Raw genomic sequence first — 17,316 nt, 5'->3', positions numbered from 1 at the left:
GAGCGCAGGCTATTGCCTCGGCACATAGACCGGCATCGACTCCTCCCACAGCGTATCCGTGATCGCACGCTGACCGCTGCCATCCGCGTTCATCACCCAGTTCTGGCCATCGGGCTGGAACGTGTTGTCGTACAGCGAGAGTTCGTCGCGAAAGCCGTAGACACCCGAGCTATAGGCAATGCGACCGTCCCAGGTCCAGGTCGCATGACCCTGGTTTGCACCGGGCGTCGTCAGGCACTTCAGGTCCGAGCCATCCGGCCGGATCGTGTACACGTCGTAGTGGAACTTGTTCGGATCGTCCGGGTTGACTTCCTTGCGCGTGAACACGATCTTGCTGCCGTCCGGCGACCAGTCCGGCAGGTTGTCCGGCTCGGTGGTCAGGACCGTGGTCTTGCGCGTATCCAGGTCGAGAATGCGCAGTCCCTTGTCGTTTTCGCTCCACACGCGGTAGACCAGTTTCTTGCCGTCCGGCGAATAGCTTGGGAATCCTGCATTTTCTTTCCCGTCGGTCAGAAACTCGGCCTTGCCGTCCATGCTGCCGTCCGCCTTGATCCGTGCGATACGGCCCGGCTGGTACGCGCGCGTGAAGAACCAGCCGCCCACGCCGAAGGCCACCCACTGGCGGTCCGCCGACCACGTCGGCTGGAACGCGCCCGCGAGACCCGCCGCGATCATCTTCGGATCGAGACCGCTCGTGGAAGGGTCGTAAATGCGGCGATAGCCCGTGAAATCGGTGTTCATGACCGCGATCGACGAGTTGACCATCTTCTCCGTGTAGACGAGCTGTTTGCCGTCGCGCGAGAGCTGCGGGAACACGTCGATGAAGCGATAGTTCCACTCGGGATCGAAGCTGAAAAGCGGCGTGCCGTTCGGGTGGACCGGACGCATCGTGATCTTCTCGTAGATCATCGTCTTGCCGTCCGCCGTGTAGCGCGGCGAGCGAATGCCGCTGTCCGCCGTCGAGCGCGAATAGCCGTCGGTCGTGTAGATGCCTTCGTGCTCGCCGCCCTTGATCTGATAGGCCACGTTGGTCGCGCTCACGTATTGCGGGTACACCTTGAAGCCCGGGCTATCGGTCAATTCCTTGCGCTCGCCGCTCGCCACATCCACCTGCACGATCTGCGAGCTGACCTTGTTGATCAGTTCCGGACGATGCGCGCCCCAGGTCGCCTCCACGGGCGCCTCATAAAACACCACATGTTGACCGTCCGGCGACCAGGAAGGCGAGCCCTCCGTAAAGCCGGCGCGCGTGGAAATCTCCTTGAAGCCGGAACCGTCCGGATGAATCACGTAAATGCTCGTCTCCTGCGTGCGCTCCCAGCCCACCGGCAGATTATGGCCGCGCCAGTCGGTGCCGAGGTCCGAAGAGAGCGCAATCCATTTGCCGTCCGGCGACCATGAAGGACGGAAGAAACTGTGCGGCTTGTCCGGATCGAACGGGATGTCGCCGGTGACGTTATGCAGCGCGCCCGTCTTGATGTTCAGCGTCCAGATGTTCGTGGTACCGAAACGATCCTTGCCGCGGCGCGACGAAACGAAGGCGATGACGTTCGGGTCGGTCGGCGAGAAGACGGCCGCATCGCTCACGGCGATGTGATTCGTGAGCCGCTGCAGGCCCGTGCCGTCTACTCGGACGCGATAAAGGCTCGACTGGCCGAGTCCGTTGCGCTCGGACGTAAAGACGATCCACTGGCCGTCCTTCGAAAAGGAGGCGTGATAGTCGAAGCCGTCCGCTTTGAACAGGCGGTGTTCGTCGCTGCCGTCCGCGTTGGCGACATACAGTTCCGAGGTCATCGGACCGATGCGGTACAGCAGCAAGTCGCCTTTCGTGGCAGTGGCAGTGGCGGTAGCCGCGCCGGCCCCGGCAGGCGCGCAGGCCATGGCAGCGACAACGGCCATGTACGGCAAGAGGGTTTTCAGGGAATTCGGGCGATACACAGTGCTAGTCTCCATCTTTATTGGTAGCTTAAGCGAACAGAAAACTGCCGGGGGTGCATGCGCCGCCGGCAGAACAATCCCTTAACCGAGACTGCCCGTCACGTCGTCGAACAGTTCGTCGACCGACAGGCGGCGCGGAATGATCTTCTGGTCGAGCGCCCAGTCGATCGCCAGTTGAATGCCCTTGCGATTCGCCTCCAGCCCGATCGGCGGGAACGCGGCGGGCACGCCTTCGGCCAGCGAGCGGCTTTCGACGATCATCCGGTACAGCTCGCGCACGATATCGGGGCGCTCTTTGGAAACCCGTTCGTGGACCACGAACATGTGATTGATCGGCACCACGCCCTCGCGGGCGAACCAGTCTTTCGCGGCGTTCTGCGCGTCGGGCACGAGCGTGCGCACGCGCGGATCTTTCGGCATGTCCTCGCCGAGCAGCGCAGCGGCAAGCTCGCCGTCCAGCATCATCTGCGGGATCGACGCGCCCTTGGGCAGGCGCTCGCAGTTCTGCGGATCGCTGTACTCGGCCAGGTGCCCATCGCCCAGCGTCATCCACGTGACCTTGTCGAGATCGACGCCATACTCGTGCCGCAGGATGCCGCGAATCCAGAGCGCCGTGGTCTGCGTGTAAGTGCGCACGCCGACCTTCTTGCCCTCGATATCCCTGGGGTCGAGATGTCCGAAGTCGAGGTTGTAGCCCGCACAGTGATGCTGGAAGCGCCCCGAAATAGGCGTGGGCAGCAGCACGTAGGGTTTGCCGTAGGCCCTGGCCTGCAGAAAGGTGACGATCGCCAGTTCGCCCGCCTCGAAAGCGCTTTCGCGCACCATCGCCTTGAAGCCGTTATGTGCGGGCGTCGGTCCGCAGTAGTCGAGCGTGACGAGATCCGACTTCACCCGTCCGTCCTTCATCGCCTGGGTGACCGCGTAGTCGGCCAGATTGGTTCGCAGTTCCGGCACGCCCGTTAGCGTCGTTGTCATGGGGGATACTCCTTTTGCCTGAATCGTTTGAATCGTTTGAATCATTTGAATCGTCCGAATCACCGGCGTCGAATCAAAGCCGTACTTCGATCAGCCGCGGACCGGGCTCGCGCACCGAATCGGCCATGGCTCGATAGAACGCCTCGGCCGTGTCTACCGCTACGGCAGGCACGCCCATGCTCTTCGCCATGGCCTGCCAGTCGATACGGGGACGTTCGAGGTCAATCATCGCGAGCGCGCGCGCGCCCGGCGTGCCGGCGCCCATGTTGGCGTACTCGGCCTTCAGGATTGCGTAGCTATTGTTGGCGAAGATGATCGTCGTGATGTTCAGCCCCTCGCGCGCCTGGGTCCAGAGCGACTGGATCGTGTACATCGCGCTGCCGTCGCCGACCATGCAGAACACGCGCCGGCCGGGGCAGGCCAGCGCGGCGCCGGTCGCCACCGGTGTCGCATAGCCGATCGAGCCGCCCATGTTGTTGATGAGGTCGTGCGGCGCGGCCCCCCTCGTGTAGCCCATCGTCTCGCGCCCAGTGGTAAGCGACTCGTCGACGACGATGCAGTCCTCGGGCAGCGCCGCGGCCAAGGCATGCGCGATGCTGACGGGATTGAGTGCGCCGCTCGGCACGGGCGTTTCCACGCGCGCCTGCAATACGGGCGCCATGGCCGTCGCACCGAGTGCTTCGAGCAGCATGTCGAACGCGAGCGCGCTGTCTTCGTCGGCCTCGACGAGCGGATGCACGAGCGTGCCTTCCGGCTTGAGCAGGCTCGGTTTGTCCGGATAGCTGAAGAACGCAACCGGCTCCTGGGTCTCGACCGTAACGATATGGCGGAAGTCCTTCAGAAAGGCTCGCGCGGGCGCCACGGCGTAGGGAATCCGCTCGAGCGGCACCCGCCCCGCGCCACGCTCGATGCGCGCCGTGAAGAACTGCGAACCGAGCCGCGCGCCGGTGGCCGCCGCTATCCTGCCCGCGCGCTCCAGCGCCTGACCGCGCGTCGCCTTGTTGCCCAGTATGATCAGCGTCGGCTCGCCCGAGCGCAGCACGCGTGCAACGTGCTCGATACGCGCGGCGTCGGGCGTCTTGCGGGCGGCGTGCCCGGCGTGCCCGGCGTGTTCGGCGTTTCCGGCGGGCGGTGCGATCGTCGCGCCCGCCTCTTCCCACGACGTGTTGCCCGGCAGAATCAGCGTCGCGATCTGGCCCGGATGTTCGGATGCCCTGGCCACCGCCTTCGCGGCATCCCACGCAATCGCGCTCGCCGAGTCGGCGCGCCGCACCCAGTGGCTCAATGGCCGCGCCAATCCTTCGATATCCGAAGTCAGCGGCGGATCGTATTTGAGGTGCGAAGTGGAATGCTCGCCGATGATGTTGACCATGCCCGACGACGCACGCTTCGCGTTGTGGATATTGGCGAGCCCGTTTGCCAGTCCCGGCCCGAGATGGAGCAAGGTCGAAGCCGGCGTGTCCTTCATGCGATACCAGCCGTCGGCGGCGCCGGTCGCCACGCCCTCGAACAGGCACAGCACGCTGCGCATCTTCGGGTTCTCGAGCGCCGCCAGAAAGTGCATTTCGGACGTGCCGGGATTGGCAAAGCAGATATCGACACCCCGATCGACGAGGGTGGCAACGAGGCTTTCGGCTCCGTTCATTTAATAGCCCGCCATCTCGCGCGCCATGCCGACGACACCGTAGCTGCGCATCGGCGCCGACATCAGGAAGCGATACCCCTCTTCGATCAGGCGCTTGTGATTCTTGGCCGTGACGTGCGGATTGCCCACCACGACGTTGTGCTTGTGGCAGATCGCCACGATCTGGTGCATCGCATCCTGCACGACGGGATGCTCGTAGTCGCGCGGATAGCCCAGTTGCTGGCTCAGGTCGCCCTCGCCGATCAGGATGAAGCCGATGCCGGGCACGTTCGAGAGCATGTCGTCGAGGTTTTCGATCGCCTCGGTGCTCTCGCACATCAGCCCGACCAGAATCTCGCCTTGCGGGGCGAGCGGCCAGACGTCGGCCTTCCTGTAGTAGTCGGCCATGCTCAAGCCCCAGTAGCGCGACGCCGTGGCGGGGCCGTCGCCGCGCACGCCCTTCGGCTCGTAAAGCGGCGCATTCTTCGGCCGCGCATAGCGGCAGGAGGCCACCGCGTTATAGGCCTGCTCCACCGTCGAGACGTGCGGCCACACCACGCCGTACGCGCCGCGATCGAGCACCTGCTTCGCGAAGGACTGGTTCATTTCGGCGCCGTTCGCCGGAATGCGCGCAATCGGCGTGACGCGCGGCGCCACCGAGCCCGATTCGGCAATCGTCTTGCGGTTCAGCATGTACTGAAGCGCGTCGCCGAATGCGGCGACGTCGTAGGGGTTGTGCTCCATCTCGAAGACGATGCCGTCATAGGGCGCATCGCTCATTTCGATGGCGACCTGCTTGTCCAGCTTCGAGAATGCGGCAAACGCAGGCTTGCCGGATTCGAAAGCGCGAATGATGCTGTTAAGGCGCGTGTCGCTCATGGTCTTTCTCTCTGATAGATAGCCAGCTATTCGAGGCCCGCTCAGTCGGCGGCCTTCCAGTACATGAAGCCCATGCCCTCGCCGGTGCCGGCGGGCGTGCGCCAGCAGGGGACGTAGTCCACGAGCGTCATCTGCGCCCCCGTTTCCTGTACGGCCTTCATGACGCTCACATAGAGCTTGATCTCGGACGTGCCCGACTGATACGAGCGCTCGTCCACCGCGGCGAGTCCGTCGTAGTCGTAGTCGGCCAGCATCTTCATGATCCGATGATCGAATTCCTCGTCGTTGACGAAATGCGAGAGGCCGCCGGAAGCGAAGATCCCCACGCGCACGTCTTCGGGCCAGGCGTTGATGGCGTCGCGCAGCACGCGTCCGAATTCGATGCAGCGCGACATCGAAGGCTGCGTCGGCGGATAGAAGCAGTTCATGATGATCGGGACGTGCGGCGGCGGGTCGTCGTTCATGATCTGGTGATAGACGAAGCTATAGGCGTGCGGCACCACCGGATAGTCGGGCAGCGGCTTCATCCACACGTTGTCGGGCCACGTGAAGAGATCGGTCAGATCGAAGCCTTCGCTCTGGAAGCGGTCGATCAGATACGCCGCCAGTTTGGGGTGGCATGGGTGCGTGACGTGATGGTCCGGCGCATAGACCGCGCGCTGGGGCGGCCCGTTGTGCACTTCCTCGCCGCTATAGATGGCGATGGAGGGCGAGAAGTCGGTGAAGATTTCCTTCTGGTCCTTGCCCAGAATGATGGCCACGTCGATGTGCGCCTCGCGATAGGCCGCGGCCATCGCATCGAGCGCCGCACGGCAGCGCGCCGCGCGCGCGGTGCGCTCTTCGAGCGTCAGGAACTTCTCGAAGGCCGCCTCGCGATGCGCTTCCAGTTCGGGATAAGTCCACGTACGGTTGCGATACCAGAGTTCCGGATTGTTACGGTCTCGCTCGCCGTTTTTCAGCCAGTCCTCCGGGGCTTGTCCGAGCATGCCGCTATGCGGCACCGCCATCCCGAATACAATCTTCGCCATGTGTGAGTTCCAGTCAAATACCACCGGCCGTGCCGGTTGCCAGGGAGTGTGTGTGCGTTGAATTCGCCTGCAAAACCGCGGTTCGTGCGCGTCTAGGCCTGCTTGAGCGAGCCTTGCGCGCCGCTGACCCTGGGCGCCCATTCGGGGCGGAACAGCACCGCCGTCGCCGTGGCGCCAATCAGCAGGAAAACGAGGATCACCCTCATCGGCAGGTCGTAGCTGCCGCCCAGATGGAGCAGCCAGCCCGAGAGGCTCGCCGCCACGCCGCCCGCGAGGCTCGTGGCGACCTGCTGCACGCCGGTGACGAGACCGATGGCCTGCTTCGGGATCAAGGTCAGGCGCGACAGCACGAGGTTGTTCGCCGTGGTCAGGCCGAGCAGCGAGAGCGAGAGCACGTTCCAGAACAGCGCCGCGTCGAGCGAGTTGGCATAGGCGCCGAACAGCACCGTGCATCCCCCCACGAAGCCGGCGATGGTGAACGCCTTGCGCACGCGGATCGGGTTGCCTCCCGCAGCAATGATCCGGTCCGCCGCCCACCCCGCCACGGCCGCGACGATCGCGATGCCGGCGAAGCTGAAGAAGGTGTAGATGCCCGATTCGCCGATCGACAGGCCGCGCTGTTCGACCAGATAGGCGGGCATCCACGTCATGCAATAGAACGTGAAGTAGCCGTAGCAAAAGTTCGTGATCATTCCGCCCCACACCACGGGGCTCGTCAGAATGCTCACGAGCGTCACCGAGCGGGCGCTGCGATCGGCCTGCTTCAGCTCCGCCTTCGACGGCAGGTCGCTGCGAACGAGCAGCAGCCAGGGCAGCAGCCAGGTCAACCCGACGAGGCCCGTCGCAACGAACATGACCTTCCACGAATAGTGGACGATGAACCAGGCTGCAACCGGCGCGCCAATCGCCGGACCGAACTTGTTGCCCATGGCCAGCAGGCCGACGGCGAGACCATTGCGGCTTTCGTCGAAGTTGTTGCGGATCCAGCGATAGCTCGCGGGAATCACGATCGCTTCGGCCATGCCGATCACGAGGCGCAGGACGACGATGCTTTCGAGCGCGGTGACGGCTCCCATCAACGTGGTCGCAATACACCAGAGCACGAAGCAGATCGCGTAGGGCCATTTCACGCCATAGCGGTCCGCCACCCAGCCCATGGGCACCTGGAACACGCCATACGACCAGAAGAAGGCGGCGTTGATCCAGCCGCGGTCGATATCCGTCAACGCAAAATGCCGGATGAAATCCGCGTCCGCCAGCGTCGAGGAAATGCTGGTGCGATCAATGAAGGAAATCAGCACCCCGATGGCGAGGAGCGCAAGAATGCTCCAATGGCCCACATTCCCGCGTCGCTGTGATTTGCCTGTCTCCATTTGCTTCTTCTTTCGGGTTCGAACTACGCTGTTGCCTGGTCACCCATGACGCGCTCGCGCCCTGGGTGGACTGCTCCGCCGCGATGCAACCTCAGGCGAGTGCCGGGTAAAGCTGCTTCGCTGTCCTGCCGAAAATCCACTCGCGGTCTTCGTCGCCGAGGCTCTGCAGACCTGCCTGAGCCGTGGCGAGAATTTCGCCGAGCGTCCCCGGAGATGTCGGGAAATTCGAGCCCCACGCCATGCGCTTTGCACCGAAGGCTTCGACCACGCGCGGAAAGAACGTCCCGGCGCTGGCCTTTTCCTTCGTCACGTCGCCGAAAATGCGCGGCGTGAGCTTCAGATAAATATTCGGCAGATCGGCCAGCGCGAACAGACCGGCTGCATGGGCGTAGGGCGGGCCGTCGAGCACGTCCGGGCGGCCGAGGTGGTCGAGGACGATGTTCACGGTGGGAAACTTCTCGGCCAGCATGCGCACCTGGGGCAAGCCGATCGGGCCGGTCTGGATGCACATGGGCAGCCCGAGTTCCGCCAACATCTCCCACGCCTTGAACGACTTCGGGTTGTCGAGCTCGCTCGGATCGAAGTCCTTCGTCGAGCCGCCGGTGAAGATACGCAGGCCCGCGAGGCCCTTGTCGGCCCAGCCCTTGATCACCGCCGGCACGTCGTCGGCCAGCATGTCCACGGAGCCGACGGCCACGAGCCGGTCCTTGTACTGATTGCAGCCGTCTACGACATAACTGTTGTCGAAGCCATAGGTGGTCGACGAATGAACCACGGCCGCCTTCGCAACGCCCGCCTCGTCCATGGCCGCGATCAGCGTCTCGACCGTGGTCGGACGCTCCTTCGACCACTCCGAACGCTTGCCGAACAGCGGTGCCGGTGGATAACGGAGTTCGTCATCCGAAATGATGTGCGGGTGAATATCGACGATTGAAGAAGCCATGAGTGCCTCTGTCCTTCTCTGATTGCATGCGGCTCGCGCCGGTCTTTAGTTGCCGCGCGCCTTCAGGCGCGCATCGAGCCGCGGATAGACCCGCCGGGCGTTGCCTTCGTAGATCTTGTAGCGATCGTCGTCGGTCAGCGCGGGGCACGCGTCGATGTAGCGCTTCGTGTCGTCGAAGTAATGGCCCGTCTTCGGATCCTTGCCGCGCACCGCACCGATCATTTCCGAGCCGAACAGCACGTTGTCGGCGGGAATGACCTTGGTCAGCAGCTCGACGCCCGGCTGGTGATAAACGCACGAGTCGAAGAAGATATTGTTCAGCAGTCCTTCCAGCGGGCGTTCGCGCATTTCGAGTGACATGCCGCGATAGCGGCCCCAGTGATAGGGCACCGCGCCGCCGCCATGCGGAATCACGAGGCGCAGCGTCGGGAAGTCCTTGAACAGATCCGACTGCAGGATCTGCATGAACACGGAGGTATCGGCATTCAGATAGTGAGCGCCGGTGCCGTGAAAGCACGGGTTGCACGAGGCCGCCACGTGGATCATTGCCGGCACGTCCAGATCGACGAGGGCTTCGTAGAGCGGATACCACTCGCGATCGGTCATCGGCTTGCCGGTCCAGTAGCCGCCGGTCGGGTCGGGGTTCAGGTTGCAGCCCACGAAGCCCAGTTGCTCCACGCAGCGGCGCAACTCGGCAATGCTGTTCGCAGGCGCCGCGCCCGGCGATTGCGGCAACTGGCAGACCGGCGCGAAGTTCTCCGGAAAGAGTTCCGTGACGCGATACACGAGGTCGTTGGAAATTTCGGCCCACTCGAGGCTCGTGCGCTCGTTGCCCAGATGGTGGCTCATCAGGCCGGCAATCGGCGAAAAGAGCGTGAGGTCGCTGCCGCGCTCGCGCTGCAGCTTGAGCTGCCCGTTGCCGATGGCTTCGCGGATCTGGTCGTCGCTCACCCAGGCGCCCTCGCGCGACGGCGCGTTGACCGGGTCGTTAGCGCAGGCGACCTGCTTCGCACGCCAGTCGCGAAACGAAGCGGGAACGGTCGTGAAATGGCCGTGGCAATCGATAATCATGGTGTCTCCTTCCGATCAGCGCGCCAGCGGATCGACGAACAGCTCGCCGATCGACATGCGGCGCGGCGTGAGGCCTTGCTTGAACGCCGTGGCTTCCAGCGCCTCGATCGTCTTGAGGTTCTCCTGCAGGCCATACGGCAGCGGATCGTGGCCCACGATCTTGCGGAGTTCCAGGTATTTCTTGTCGCCGGCGCTCGTGGCCTCTCCCGCATCGAGACGGGCCAGCCATTCCTTCTTGGCCTGCGCGAAGGCGTCGTAGATCGACTTCGCGATCCACGGATGTTCGGCAAGCACCGAATCCTTCACGACGATGGTCCCGTGCATCGGGTACACGCCGGTGCGCGCGTAGTAGTCGGCCTCCAGTTCAGCCGCGTTGGGCAGCAGGTCGGGATAATCGGCTTCCACTTCCTTCCAGCCGCCCGTGGGCGCGCCGGTGCGGCCAATGCCCGCGGCGGCGGCGAAACCCGCCGACAATTCGCCGCTCACCATCATTTCCGCGAGCGAGCTGCCCTGCGGCGCGTGAACCACGTTAGCCGGCAGCTTGAGCTGGGTAACGTGCTCCTCGTCGTCGACCACCCAGATCACCTTCGACGAATCGAGCCCGAATTCGTCGATCAGCACCTGGCGCGTCCACACGCCCGTCGTGACCGAGTAGGCACGCACGCCTACTTTCTTGCCTTCGAGATCCTTGGGCGTCTTGATGCCCGCGTCCGGGCGAACCAGCAGCCCGCCATGGTGAAAACGCCGCACCACGAAGATCGGCAGTGCGACGAACGGCGCCCCGTAGGCGCGCGCGATGATGTAGGTCGTCGGCGCCAGTTCGCAGACGTCGAACTCGACGTCGCGCACCATGCGGCGAAACGCGCCGATCTGCGGCTGGACGGTAATGAACTCGGCGTCCACCCCCTCGATGGGGATGCTGCCATTGCGAATGGCCGACGTATGCGGATGCTCAGCGATTGCGATCTTGAGCGGGACTTTCCTCATCAACCTCTTCTCCAGTGGATGTATCGACGCCGGCGCCGGGCCCGAGGGCTCCAGCGACGAACGTAGCTTGTCTGGGGAGTACGATATTCGAGGAGCGTTGGGGCGTCCCTATACAAAATTCAGATTCACTGGCACTTTTGTTGAGCGCTCGCCGGCACTTTTGTCAGGCGCCGCGTGCCCGAACCGTGCGGTAACTGGACAAAGCCAGGACAAAAAAAACCCGTGCACCTCACGTGCACGGGCTCGTATCGAACCAACATCGGAACGCGGCCGGAGCAACCTCGCCCGGGGGCGCCGGCGATCAGTCCGCCTTGACGCCTTCCACCTGGATCTGCAGCGTCGTCGCCATCTTGAAGCCGTAGGTCTCGCCCCAGTTCACGCCGTAGTCCGCGCGGTTGAATTCGGCCTTCGCGTCGGCGCCGCAGACCTCGCGCTTGAGCATCGGGTTCTGGAAGCACTTGAACGAATCGATCGTCAGGTTCAGCGGCTTCGTCACGCCATGCAGCGTGAACGTGCCGATCACTTCCACCGGCTTGTCGCCGTCGAAGCGGATCGAGGTGCCCTTGTACGTCGCCGTCGGGAACTGGTCGGTGTTGAGGAACTCGGCCGAGCGCACGTGCTTGTCGAGCGCCGCGTCGCCGGTGTCGATCGACGAGGCGTCGATGGTCACGTCCACCGTGCCGGTCTTCGCCTCGCGGTCGAGCACGACGGTGCCGGTCGTCTTCGTGAACTTGCCGCGCCACACCGAAACGCCGCCGAAATGATCGGCCTCGAAGCTCGGATAGGTATGCGTCGGATCGAGGTTATAGGTGGTCGCGGCGGCGAATGCGGGCGTAGCGAGGGCAGCGGCAAGCGCGGCTGCCGCGATGAGCGTGGTCTTCATGGTTTTCTGGATCCTGGCAAGGAAAGAATCGGCGCAAAACGCGCCGGAGATTGGGCTAAAAGCAGGCGGCTAAAACCCGCGGCTAACAAAGCAACCGGGAACAAACAACGGGCGCCTCAGTGCGCGGCCGCCACGATATGAAACTTGATCTGCACGTCGTCGGCCACCACGGACGTGTCCTTCCACTCGCCCGTGCCGATGCCGTACGTAAGACGCTTGATGGGCAGCGCGCCGTCGAACACCTCGTTCGCGCCGTCCTTGTGGAACTGCACGGGCACGACGACGTCCGTGGTCTTGCCCTTGATCGTCAGCTTGCCCGCGACCGAGTAAGCGCCGTTCGCGCCCGCCTTGATCTGCGTGGAAACGAAGGTCGCGTGCGGGAAGTGCGCGGCGTCGAACCATTCGTCGCCGGCCACTTCCTTGTTGTACTCGGGCGCGCCGATGTCGAAGCTCGCGACGTCGACGTCGATCTTCGCGCTCGCGGCGCCGACGTTGGCCGGGTCGAAATGCACGTCGGCGCTGAACTTGTTGAAGCGCCCTTCCACCGGCACGTTCATCTGCTTGAAGACGGCGGTCACGGTGCCCGATGCACTTTCGGCGGCGGCATCGGCGTTGACGCTAAAGCTCGCGCCCGCGGTGAGCGCGGCAATCGAGGCGGCAACGGAGACGGCACGGACGAGTCGTTGGATCATGGCGGTCGGTTCGGTTGAATAGCGTTGGGTTCAGTCGCGCGGCGTGCCGAACGGCAGCATGCGCGCAAGGATGTTCTGCCGGTCGAGCAGCTGATGCTTGACGACCGCGAGCACGTGCAGCACCACGACGGCGAGCAGCGTGTAGTTGAGCGTCACATGAACGGCGCGCAGGACGTGCTTGAGCGCGTCGTCGGGACCGATCAGCGTGGGCAGCGGCCAGATGCCGAGATAGACCACCTGAATACCCGCCGCCGAGCTGTAGAGATAGCCCGTAACCGGAATCGCGAGCATCAGCACGTAGAGCACGGCATGGCCGGCATGCGCGGCGGCGCGCTCCCAGGCGCGCGTGGACGTGGGCAGCGCCGGCGCGGCATGCGTGGCGCGCCAGAGCACGCGCACGAGAACGAGCGCGAGCACCGTCACGCCGATCCACTTGTGCCACGAGAAGTAGCGCAGCTTGGTGGGCGTGATCCCCGGAATGTCGGTCATGACCCAGCCGAGCGCGAAGCCCCACACGATCAGCGCGGCGATCAGCCAGTGCAGCAGCATCGCGATACCGCTATAGCGGCGTGCGGGGGAAGCGGGTCGGTTCATCGTACGGCGGAATCCGGTCGGTAGGAGATACGCACTCTACCGGGCGAAACCTATGCAAACAATCGCCTAAAATGGATCGTTATCATCCATTTCTTCGATAGATCGACCATGGACCGCTCGCCCAGCCTCGAACAATTGCGCGCGTTGATTGCCGTAGCCGAAGCCGGCAGCTTCTCCGCGGCGGCGCGGCAGCTCGACCGCGCGCAGTCGGTGGTTAGTTATACGATAGCCAATCTGGAGGCGCTTCTGGGCGTCGCGCTGTTCGAGCGCGGCAAGCGCAAGCCGGAGCTGACCGCGGCGGGCCGGGCCATCCTCGCCGACGCGCGCCGCCTCGATCTGCTGATGGGCCAGCTCAACGCCAAGGCGGCCGGGCTGCAGCGCGGCCTCGAAGGCGAGGTTTCGCTCGCCGTGGACGTGATGTTCCCCTCGGAGCGCCTCGTCGAAGCCTTGCAGGCGTTCGCCATGGCCTTTCCCACGGTCGCGCTCAATCTCACCATGGAAGCGCTCGGCGGCGTGCTCAAGCTCGTGCTGGACGGCGACTGCGCGCTCGGCATCAGCGGGCCGAACCAGAACTGGCCGCATGTCATCGAGGCGCAGCTGATCGGCACGGTCGAGCTAGTGCTCGTCGCGGCGCCCTGCCATCCGCTCGCTGCGGCGAGCCAGCCGGTGCGGATTTCCGACGCGCGCGAGCACACGCAGCTCGTGCTCACCGACCGCAGCCGCCTGACCGAAGGGCAGAACTTCGGCGTCTACAGCAACCGCGCATGGAAACTGGGCGATCTGGGCGCGAAGCACCGCCTGCTGCTCGCGGGCCTCGGCTGGGGGTCGATGCCGCTGCACCTCGTGCAGGCCGATCTCGACGCCGGGCGGCTCGTGCGCATCGCCCTCGCGGATCGCCGTTCGGTGAACTACAACAGCTCGCTGATCCACCGCACCGATACGGCGCAAGGTCCGGCGGGCCAGTGGCTGGGTCATTACCTGACGAACGGTACGCCGCCGAAAATGCCGGCGCCCGACGCGCGCTGACCGGGCAGACACGGCGTATCGCGTGCGTTCGACCTCCCCGCAACAGTTTGTGACGGCCTGACAATCCTTCACAAACCCTCGCAAGCCGCGCCGCATAGTGCGCCGCGGCCCGCGCCGGGGGCTTGCGGCATGCTGCGCGCCGCCCGCGCGATTTATCGAGACACGCGCGCATGCCATGATCCGGGCCGCCTAATTGCATCGCCCGAACCCGTCATGAGCCACTTCATCGATTTCATCGACTGCCTGCTCTCGAATCTCGTCCTGCTCGCCCTCGTCCACGCCGCCTGCTGGATCGCGCGGCGCGCGCGGCCCGGCCTCGCCGCGCACGGCACGGGGCTCTTCCTCGCGCTGCTGGCGATCGCCCTCGCGTTCGACGCCGCCCTCACCTTCCTCGTGTTCGCCGACGCGGGCGGCAACTGGCGCCAGTACGACCCGCGCGCGACGTTTCCCTGGCGCGCGGCCGCCTATGCGCTCGCTGCCGTGCTGGCGCTGACCGGAGCGCGCGCGGCCCGCCAGCACGCGGCGCGCCGGACGGCGCAGAGCGGCCCGCTCACGATCGAAACCTCGCCCTACAGCCAGTCCACACTGCCGATGTGACGCGCAGCGGCAGCACTGCCTTGCGCTTTCTTATGCCTTCTTGCTCTTGCCCGGCGCATTCTGCGCGACCGCGCCGTTCGCGGGCACCACGCCCGACCAGCCCGGCAGGAAGCGCGCCTGGGGATCGTGCGCATGCGCCAGCGCGTCCGCGAGCGCCGCGTCGAAGTCCTTGCGCACGAGCGAGGCCGGTATCTTCAGGCGCAGATAGTCGGCCCACAGGAATTCGCTGAACGGCGCCGTGTCCTTCGCAAAGCCGCCCGCCACGCGCAATTCGCCCGCGAGGCTCCGGTAAGGATCGTCGGTGAGGCCGGTCAGCTGCTTCGGCAGGTCCTCATAGTCGCAGCGGTTGCCCGAGGCATCGAACGGATGCACCCACTGGCTATGCTCCATCATGCGCCAGAAGAGCGTGGGCTCCAGCCACGAGAGGTCCTTGATCACCGTGACCCGGGCGCTCTCCACGCCTTCCTTGAGCCACGCGAGCCCCAGATGGTGGTGGTCGACCACGTAATAGCGCCCCTTCGGGCCCAGCACCGCGGGAAACCAGTGCGAGTCGATTGAGGCCGTCCGCTTCTTCTTGTCGAGCGCTAGCCAGTGTTTGCGCTTCGCGTCCACCTCGCGATAGCCGACGGTGACCTGGGTAGGCCTCAATTCTTCCAGTTGCACAGTAACCAAATGCAGATCGATGTTCGGCAGTATCATGGTCGCGCCTCGTAGTCTCGTGAATGTCGCAGGCGAAACGATACCGTCGAATGACCATGCGTGCCGCATCTTTGGCCATGGTTTTCATGGGTGACGGTATGTGGCGTCAAATGCGGTGACAAACATGGTGACAAGCGCGGTGACAAGCGCGACCAACGAGGGACGGGCCGCACGGACCGCCATCCTGCGCCCCGCCAGCTTCGCCCCCCGGTCGTATCGGCAGAATTCCTCGAATCAAACCGACTCAATCACCGACTCAAGCGAGGGCATCGTGGATCTCGAAACCATCCGCACATTCATCATGACCCGGGGTATCGACTTCGGGACCAAGGTCGTTGCGGCGATCGTGCTGTGGATCGTCGGACGCTGGGCCATCAACCTGATCGCGGGCCTCCTGCGCAAGGTGCTCGCCCGCAACGAGCGCATCGACCCCACGCTGGCGCACTACCTCAGCTCGATCCTCGCCGCCGTGCTGAACCTGCTGCTGGTTCTCGCGATCCTCCAGGTGTTCGGCGTGCAGACCACTTCGTTCGCGGCGCTGCTCGCGGGCCTCGGCCTCGCCATCGGCACGGCCTGGGGCGGCCTGCTCGCGCATTTCGCGGCGGGCGTGTTCATGCAGGTGCTGCGGCCGTTCAAGGTGGGCGACTTCGTCACGGCAGGCGGCGTGACGGGCACCATCAAGGAGCTCGGCATCTTCGGCACGACCATCATCTCGCCCGACAACGTGGTCAACATCGTCGGCAACAACAAGATCTTTTCGGACACCATCTCGAACTACAGCGCCACGCCCGTGCGGCGCGTCGAGCTGACCGCGAAGATCGCCAACGGCGTCGATCCGCTCGACGCGGCGAAGCGCCTGCGCGAGGCCATCGCGAAGATCCCCAACGTGGCCACGGAGCCCGCGCCGGACGTCGAAGTGCTCTCGTTCACGCCCGAAGGGCCGCTCCTGTGCGTGCGGCCCTACACCAGCAACGCGAACTACTGGCAGGTGTATTTCGACACGAACCGCACGATCGTCGAAACTTTCAGGGCAGCCGGCTATCCGACGCCGGAGACGCCCGCCCTCATCCGCCGCGTGGGCGGCTAGCGGCAGCGGCCGCCGCGCGGCGCCGAAGCGCCGGATCGCGCGACCGGTACCGGCCAAAGGGAAACGGCATCGCCAGTGAACTGGCGATGCCGTTTTTGCATCCGTACGCGGCCGCACGGGCCGCGGGGGGAATCAGCGATTGCCGTTGGGACGGCCCACGCTTTCGTCGTGCGTTTCCTTGCGCATCATCTTCCACACTCCGCCGATCACCACCGGCACGATCGCGGCGCCAATGCCCACGAGTACGATGACGTTCAGGTACTGGCGAATGAACGGAATGTTGCCGAAGAAGTAGCCGAGCAGCACGAGCAGCAGCACCCACAGCAGCGCGCCGACGATATTGAAGAGCTGGAAGCGCTGCGCGCTCATCTGCGAAACGCCCGCGACGAACGGCGCGAACGTGCGCACGACCGGAATGAAGCGGGCAAGCACGATGGTCTTGCCGCCGTGGCGCGCATAGAAGTCGTGGGTCTTTTGCAGCGCGGCGCGGTCGAGGAAGCGTTCGAGCACGGGGATTCGCGTATTGAACACGGCTGGCCCGATTGCGCGGCCAATCAGATAGTTGACGGTGTTGCCCGTCACCGCAGCCACCACGATCAGCGCGATCAGCGCGCCGAGGTCCATCGCGTGCGTCGCCGCGAACGCGCCGCCGATGAAGAGCAGCGAATCGCCCGGCAGGAACGGCAGGACCACGAGACCCGTCTCGCAGAACACGATCAGGAACAGGACGGCGTAGACCCAGGCCCCGTACTGTTGAATGAAGACCCCGAGAAACTTGTCGATGTGCAAGACAAGATTGGCGAACTGCAGCAGCGTGTCCAAAGGTGTCCCTTATTGAGCGAATGGGCGAGAAGGCAAATTGACCGCGCCATCATACCGAAAGTGCCCCAGCGTCACGCAAAATCCCGGGGAACGAACTT

General features: G+C 64.6%; 17 protein-coding genes. 3 read left to right on the top strand and 14 right to left on the bottom strand.

Annotated features, from left to right (window positions below; genetic code table 11):
* Positions 1-9 precede the first annotated feature (9 nt).
* The 12 genes from WJ542_RS07215 to WJ542_RS07160 form a co-directional block, all read right to left on the bottom strand.
* The gene (locus WJ542_RS07215; RefSeq protein WP_411188612.1) at positions 10-1,953 is read right to left on the bottom strand and encodes a TolB family protein; all 1,944 of its coding nucleotides are present in this window, start codon (positions 1,951-1,953) and stop codon (positions 10-12) included.
* A 66-nt stretch (positions 1,954-2,019) separates the two neighbouring features.
* A complete protein-coding gene (locus tag WJ542_RS07210) occupies positions 2,020-2,913 on the bottom strand; it encodes a substrate-binding domain-containing protein (protein WP_411188611.1) in 894 nt (297 codons plus the stop codon).
* A gap of 73 nt (positions 2,914-2,986) precedes the next feature.
* Positions 2,987-4,558 (bottom strand): acetolactate synthase large subunit, encoded by a 1,572-nt coding sequence (locus WJ542_RS07205; protein ID WP_411188610.1) that lies wholly within the window; start codon positions 4,556-4,558, stop codon positions 2,987-2,989.
* Positions 4,559-5,416 (bottom strand): HpcH/HpaI aldolase family protein, encoded by an 858-nt coding sequence (locus tag WJ542_RS07200; protein ID WP_411188609.1) that lies wholly within the window; start codon positions 5,414-5,416, stop codon positions 4,559-4,561.
* Between the two features lie 41 nt (positions 5,417-5,457).
* The gene (locus tag WJ542_RS07195; RefSeq protein ID WP_411188608.1) at positions 5,458-6,444 is read right to left on the bottom strand and encodes a DODA-type extradiol aromatic ring-opening family dioxygenase; all 987 of its coding nucleotides are present in this window, start codon (positions 6,442-6,444) and stop codon (positions 5,458-5,460) included.
* 92 nt (positions 6,445-6,536) lie between these two features.
* Entirely contained in the window at positions 6,537-7,817 is a 1,281-nt protein-coding gene (locus WJ542_RS07190) for an MFS transporter (protein ID WP_411188607.1), read from the bottom strand.
* A gap of 91 nt (positions 7,818-7,908) precedes the next feature.
* Complete coding sequence (locus WJ542_RS07185) at positions 7,909-8,760, bottom strand: amidohydrolase family protein (RefSeq protein WP_411188606.1); 852 nt, start codon at positions 8,758-8,760, stop codon at positions 7,909-7,911.
* A 45-nt stretch (positions 8,761-8,805) separates the two neighbouring features.
* Positions 8,806-9,831, bottom strand: coding sequence for an amidohydrolase family protein (locus WJ542_RS07180; RefSeq protein ID WP_411188605.1), 1,026 nt, complete (start codon positions 9,829-9,831; stop codon positions 8,806-8,808).
* Positions 9,832-9,846: 15 nt separating this feature from the next.
* On the bottom strand, positions 9,847-10,821 hold the full coding sequence (locus WJ542_RS07175; protein WP_411188604.1) for a PhnD/SsuA/transferrin family substrate-binding protein: 975 nt from the start codon (positions 10,819-10,821) through the stop codon (positions 9,847-9,849).
* 298 nt (positions 10,822-11,119) lie between these two features.
* Positions 11,120-11,701 carry a YceI family protein gene (locus WJ542_RS07170; protein WP_027794221.1) on the bottom strand — a complete coding sequence of 194 codons (582 nt, stop codon included), beginning with the start codon at positions 11,699-11,701 and terminating at the stop codon, positions 11,120-11,122.
* Positions 11,702-11,817: 116 nt separating this feature from the next.
* Positions 11,818-12,393, bottom strand: a complete 576-nt coding sequence (locus WJ542_RS07165; protein WP_411188603.1) for a YceI family protein — start codon at positions 12,391-12,393, stop codon at positions 11,818-11,820.
* 30 nt (positions 12,394-12,423) lie between these two features.
* Positions 12,424-12,987 carry a cytochrome b gene (locus WJ542_RS07160; RefSeq protein ID WP_411188602.1) on the bottom strand — a complete coding sequence of 188 codons (564 nt, stop codon included), beginning with the start codon at positions 12,985-12,987 and terminating at the stop codon, positions 12,424-12,426.
* Positions 12,988-13,095: 108 nt separating this feature from the next.
* On the opposite strand from WJ542_RS07160, the gene WJ542_RS07155 reads away from it, so the two are divergent.
* Positions 13,096-14,013 (top strand): LysR family transcriptional regulator, encoded by a 918-nt coding sequence (locus tag WJ542_RS07155; protein WP_411188601.1) that lies wholly within the window; start codon positions 13,096-13,098, stop codon positions 14,011-14,013.
* A gap of 213 nt (positions 14,014-14,226) precedes the next feature.
* Positions 14,227-14,610, top strand: coding sequence for a hypothetical protein (locus tag WJ542_RS07150; RefSeq protein ID WP_411188600.1), 384 nt, complete (start codon positions 14,227-14,229; stop codon positions 14,608-14,610).
* 30 nt (positions 14,611-14,640) lie between these two features.
* Here the strand turns inward: WJ542_RS07150 and WJ542_RS07145 are convergent, their stop codons facing one another.
* On the bottom strand, positions 14,641-15,309 hold the full coding sequence (locus WJ542_RS07145; RefSeq protein ID WP_411188599.1) for a ParB-like protein: 669 nt from the start codon (positions 15,307-15,309) through the stop codon (positions 14,641-14,643).
* Between the two features lie 271 nt (positions 15,310-15,580).
* On the opposite strand from WJ542_RS07145, the gene WJ542_RS07140 reads away from it, so the two are divergent.
* Positions 15,581-16,396: a mechanosensitive ion channel family protein gene (locus tag WJ542_RS07140; protein WP_411188598.1), complete on the top strand. Its 816-nt coding sequence runs from the start codon at positions 15,581-15,583 to the stop codon at positions 16,394-16,396.
* A 132-nt stretch (positions 16,397-16,528) separates the two neighbouring features.
* On the opposite strand, the gene WJ542_RS07135 is transcribed toward WJ542_RS07140, so the two are convergent.
* Positions 16,529-17,218 carry a DedA family protein gene (locus WJ542_RS07135; RefSeq protein WP_411188597.1) on the bottom strand — a complete coding sequence of 230 codons (690 nt, stop codon included), beginning with the start codon at positions 17,216-17,218 and terminating at the stop codon, positions 16,529-16,531.
* Between the last annotated feature and the right edge of the window lie 98 nt (positions 17,219-17,316).

It is taken from the genome of Paraburkholderia yinzeri, assembly GCF_046581065.1.
Classification (GTDB): domain Bacteria; phylum Pseudomonadota; class Gammaproteobacteria; order Burkholderiales; family Burkholderiaceae; genus Paraburkholderia.
This window is presented reverse-complemented; position numbering and strand designations above follow the sequence as displayed.